4 protein-coding genes and 1 pseudogene are annotated in these 4,570 nt (G+C 63.4%); 1 reads left to right on the top strand and 4 read right to left on the bottom strand.

All coding sequences use genetic code 11. From position 1 onward, the window contains the following. The 3 genes and pseudogenes from ftsH to psbO form a co-directional block, all read right to left on the bottom strand. A pseudogene (gene ftsH, locus BG35_RS10770) lies at nucleotides 1–1,528 on the bottom strand (ATP-dependent zinc metalloprotease FtsH); the annotation flags it as partial. Nucleotides 1,529–1,606: 78 nt separating this feature from the next. Further along, a complete protein-coding gene (sat, locus tag BG35_RS0106780) occupies nucleotides 1,607–2,767 on the bottom strand; it encodes a sulfate adenylyltransferase (RefSeq protein WP_025782240.1) in 1,161 nt (386 codons plus the stop codon). Between the two features lie 141 nt (nucleotides 2,768–2,908). Next, a complete protein-coding gene (gene psbO, locus BG35_RS0106775) occupies nucleotides 2,909–3,727 on the bottom strand; it encodes a photosystem II manganese-stabilizing polypeptide (RefSeq protein WP_025782239.1) in 819 nt (272 codons plus the stop codon). Between the two features lie 178 nt (nucleotides 3,728–3,905). On the opposite strand from psbO, the gene BG35_RS0106770 reads away from it, so the two are divergent. Next, nucleotides 3,906–4,154 (top strand): hypothetical protein, encoded by a 249-nt coding sequence (locus BG35_RS0106770; RefSeq protein WP_201768418.1) that lies wholly within the window; start codon nucleotides 3,906–3,908, stop codon nucleotides 4,152–4,154. Between the two features lie 21 nt (nucleotides 4,155–4,175). Here the strand turns inward: BG35_RS0106770 and BG35_RS10765 are convergent. Further along, nucleotides 4,176–4,570: phosphopantothenoylcysteine decarboxylase domain-containing protein (locus BG35_RS10765; RefSeq protein WP_034417615.1), on the bottom strand; the 395-nt coding region annotated here is incomplete at its 5' end.

Raw genomic sequence — 4,570 nt, 5'->3', positions numbered from 1 at the left:
GGGCCACCCGGGTGACCTGTTGCAGGTCGTTGGATGCTCCGGTGGTGACCTCTTCATCCCCATAGACAATTTCTTCGGCCACACGTCCCCCCAGGGCAACAGCCATCTGGTTCTCCAGATAGGCGCGGGAATACAGGCCGGAGTCCAGACGCTCCTCGCTGGGGGTAAAGAAGGTGAGACCACCGGCCCGGCCCCGGGGAATGATGCTGATTTTCTGCACAGGATCGTAGTCCGGCATGAGGGCGCCCACCAGGGCATGCCCCCCTCGTGATAGGCCACAAGGCGCTTGCGGCGCTCGCTCATCACCCGATCCTTTTTCTCCGGGCCGGCCATGAGGCGTTCAATGGCGTCGTTCATTTCGTCCATGGACACCTCCGTCAACTGACGGCGAGCAGCCAGGATGGCGGCCTCGTTCAGCAGGTTGGCCAGGTCCGCCCCCGTATAGCCGGGGGTGCGGCGGGCAACCTTGCTCAGATCCACCCCCTTGCAGAGGGTTTTGCCCCGGGCATGAACCTGGAGGATTTGCAGGCGTCCCTTGTAGTCGGGCCGGTCCACCACCACCTGACGATCAAAGCGGCCTGGCCGCATCAGGGCCGCATCCAGCACGTCCGGGCGATTGGTGGCCGCCACAATGATGATGCCGGTGTTCCCCTCGAAGCCGTCCATCTCGGTGAGCAGTTGATTGAGAGTCTGCTCCCGTTCGTCGTTTCCGCCCCCCAGGCCGGCCCCCCGTTGGCGACCCACGGCGTCAATTTCGTCGATGAAAACGATGCAGGGGGAGTTCTTCTTGGCCTGTTCGAACAGGTCCCGCACCCGGCTGGCCCCCACACCCACAAACATCTCCACGAACTCCGAGCCGGAGATGGAGAAGAAGGGAACCCCCGCCTCACCGGCAACGGCCTTGGCCAGAAGGGTTTTCCCGGTTCCAGGGGGCCCACCAGCAACACCCCCTTGGGGATCTTGGCGCCCACCGCCGTGAAGCGATCCGAATTCTTGAGGAAGTCCACCACCTCGGTGAGCTCCAGCTTGGCCCCCTCAATACCGGCAACATCATCAAAGGTGACCTGGGTCTTGGGCTCCATCTGGACCCGGGCCCTGCTCTTGCCAAAACTCATGGCGGGATTGCCGCCGCCGGACTGCATCCGACGGAGCAGGAAAAACAGGCCGCCCAGCAGCAGCAGGGGAAGGCCAGACTGAGGAGCGCAGCCTGCCAGGCTGGTGATCCGGAATCGGGCTCCACGGTAATGTCAACCTGGTGCTGGCTCAGCAGGGGCAACAGGTTCTGGTCAGGGGCCAGGTTCACCAGGGAGCGGCGGTTGTCCGTATGCACCACTTGGGCGCTACGTTGATCGGCGGCAATCTGCACCTTGGCCACCTGGTCGGCCTCCACCTGGTCGATAAACTCGCTGTAGCGCAGAAGCTGCGGCGCGCTGGACTGGTCCCGGGGTGTAATGAAGGCCGAGCCGATGGTAATAAGGATCACGGCCAGCAGGGTGAGGAGACCTGCATTGCGCCAGCGCTTGCTCACTGTTCCGTGTTCATCAAAGTGAAGCAACCCTAACGAGCCGTCGGGTCCGTTGGGTCACCACACCCCCATGCCGTCGGATCAGGCTGCCCGCAGCACGTCCACCACGGAGCGGAAGGCGAACCACTCGGGAATGTCCTCCCCGCTGCGCAGCATCCGGCGGAACTTGGTGCCGCTCAGGGTCTTGACGTGCAGGTTCCTCTCTTCGGCCCGGTCTGCGGTGATATACCCCTCTTCCTCTGTGTACACCAGGTTGAGGGACGGCACAACCTGCATGCCCAATTCATGGCAGTGGGTTCTGGCCAGATCCTGGGCGTCGTAGGGACCGTAGAAATCCTGGCGCGTAATGGAAGACTTGCAGCCGGCCATATCCCGACCGATGATGAAGTGGGTGCAGCCGTAGTTCTTGCGGATGATCATGTGCTGGAGCGCCTCTCGCGGGCCGGCCATGTGCATGGAGTAGGGGAGATAGCTCCAGTGGATGCGGGGGTTGTTCACCTCTGCGGCAAGGCGCTCATAGGTTTTCACCCGCACCTCGCCGGGAATGTCGTCCCCCTGGGTGGGACCGCAGGTGGGATGCACCAGCACCACCCCGTCCGCTGCCACGTTCTCCGCCTCCAGGGCCCTGGTGAACAGGGCATAGTGGGCCTTATGAATGGGATTACGACACTGGAAGGCCACCACGTCCCGCCCCTTGGGAAGGCGGTCCCGCAGTTGGGCAGGGGTCTGGCAGGAAAATCCGCGGTGGGGCAGGCTCAACCCATGAACCGGGCCACCCAGATAGTAGCGGCCCCGCTCCCCGCTGATCATGCGCACCGCAGGGTGTTCAATGGAGGTGGTCCCGTAGCACTGCTGGGCTTCCCAGGGCTTGTTGGGGATCCACTTGCTCGCCACGTCCATCACCGCCAGAAACTGGCCCCGATAGGTGAGCAGGAGCCGATCACCCGGCGCAATATCCTCCCGATCCGTGGGGAACACAACGGGCAATCCGAAAAGCAGCCCGCTGCTGGTGCGCGTGGTATCGATGACGGCGTGATAGTCCTCCTCCCCCATGAAACCCCGCAGGGGGGAGAACCCGCCCACCAGCAGCAACTCCAGGTCGCAGGCTTCCCGGTCGCCACAGGCCACGGTTTTGGTGACGGACTCCATCAGGGCGGGCCGGTCCGCTTCGGAAACCATCCGGTTGACCAGACTGTTGCCGTGGGGAGCAATGTGGGACGGAGGGCTGATGGTGACGGTCATAGGTGCTAATGCAGCCGAAGGAGCTTGCTGCATTGTGCAGCACACGTCTTCACGGAGGCGAGTATGACGCGAGTATGGAGACGGTGGCGACCATGCAAGCCGCCACTATCGTCAGCCGACCTCCAGCAGGTCAAGGTCAACTCAAGCCTTGTCAACCCGCCCATAGAGTTCCCCGGTGATCTTGAGGTCCAGGGGTTCTTTGCTGCCCATGTCCGTATCGGACTTCTGCAGTGCCGTGAACAGGCCACTGAATTCACCGGTTTCCCCGTCCACACGGGTGATGGACAGGCTCAACGCGCCCTCGCTCTCCAGGTAGCGCTTCACGTTTTCCCGCTCCAACTCCTCGGAGGAACCCACGGGCACAAGCCCGACAGCACTGTCATAGCCCGTGGTCAGGCCACGGCCCTTGGGATCGAGGAAGTTGCTGGTTCGGTAGCTGGGAACGGTGTAGCGACCTTCAAAGTCCGTGCTGGTGGTGATGGCCTCGGCGGAGGCTGTGGCCACCAGATCCTTGCTGCTGAACACAAAGGGCACTTCCTCGCCACCGGGCATGACGACGGTGATCAACTGGAAGTCCATGCCGCCTTTCTCGGAGAAGGCGATCTGGCCATCGGCAACCGTCAGGTCGCCAAACACTTCATCCAGGGACGAGGTGTAGCGGGTGAGGATTTTCCCGTCCACAAAGCGGGGTTCCTGGCGTTTGTTGACCGGCTCCACCAGCACCTGAACGGAGGAGGGATGCATGCAGACGTTGGTGAACTGGTAGCTGGCCTCCGGATCCAACGGGATGACCCCCCGGGCGGACTCATCCACAGTGAAGCAGTCGTTGGCCAGGCCGGTGTTGAGGATTTCATCATAGGTGAGGCCGGCGCGGGTCTTGGCCTTTGCATCACCACCACAGGCAGTAACGAAAATCAGGCAAAGCGCCAGAACAGCCGCGACCAGGGGGCGGAATCGCATTGCTCGAAAAGCACCATCAGTCCATGATCCTACAGGTGCAGACCCGCCATCATGCTTACGATGTCGCAGCTTGCAACAGGCCTCAATGACCCAACCTCCTGGCCCATCGAGTCCGAGAGGGAGCGCCACAGGGTCCGGGCCAACAGCCGACCGGCGCTTGCAGGTCCTTCGGGACGCCGTGCAGGCCCTGGTTGCTGATCGCCGGGACGATAGTGCGGGCCTGCTGGAACTGTTGCGGGAGCTGGAGCGCTTTCACCGCCAGATTGAGCAAGGCCCCTTCCGTGAGTCACTGCCTGACGGGCGCAACGCCCTCTATCAACTTCTGCAAGATATGGAACGATCCGGCGGCTGGCCCTACATTCCCCGCCCCCGCCTGCGCAGCCTCCTCAAGAGACCGGAGTTCTCCCCGGACCAACCTGGGCAGTAACTCCAACTCCCCAGGACACGCCTACGTTTTCCCTGGCCGGGGCGCGGACCGGCGAAACTCATGGAGTGTCCCGGCCAATGCGGACCAGACGGCGCCAGCCATGGCGGCCTTGTCCTGGCTGGCCAAACCATGCTCCCGACCGTCCCCCCACAGGAGAACGCCTCCGTTGGGCTGGTTGCCGAAACCGCGGCCCGCAATCCCGACGGGGTTGAGGACAATCCAGTCACACCCCTTGCGCTGCAGCTTCTCCCGTGCTCGGCCCCGATCCAGGCCGTGCTCGGCCGCAAATCCCAACATCCACTGATCCCGGCGCATCCGCGCCGCCAGGGCCGCCGCCAGATCCGGCGTGTCTTGCAGGGGGAGCGGGTTGGGCAGTGCGCCCTTGGGGCGCTTCACGGCATTGGTCACCCCTGGGG

Origin of the sequence: Candidatus Synechococcus spongiarum SH4, from assembly GCF_000586015.1 — a bacterium.
Lineage (GTDB): Bacteria > Cyanobacteriota > Cyanobacteriia > PCC-6307 > Cyanobiaceae > Synechococcus_B > Synechococcus_B spongiarum_F.
The sequence above is the reverse complement of the archived record's forward strand: the minus strand, read 5'-3'. Positions and strand labels throughout refer to the sequence as shown.

Coding starts and splice junctions, on each gene's coding strand:
- sat (WP_025782240.1), bottom strand. CDS start 2,767: ATGACCGTCACCATCAGCCCTCCGTCCCACATTGCTCCCCACGGCAAC.
- psbO (WP_025782239.1), bottom strand. CDS start 3,727: ATGCGATTCCGCCCCCTGGTCGCGGCTGTTCTGGCGCTTTGCCTGATT.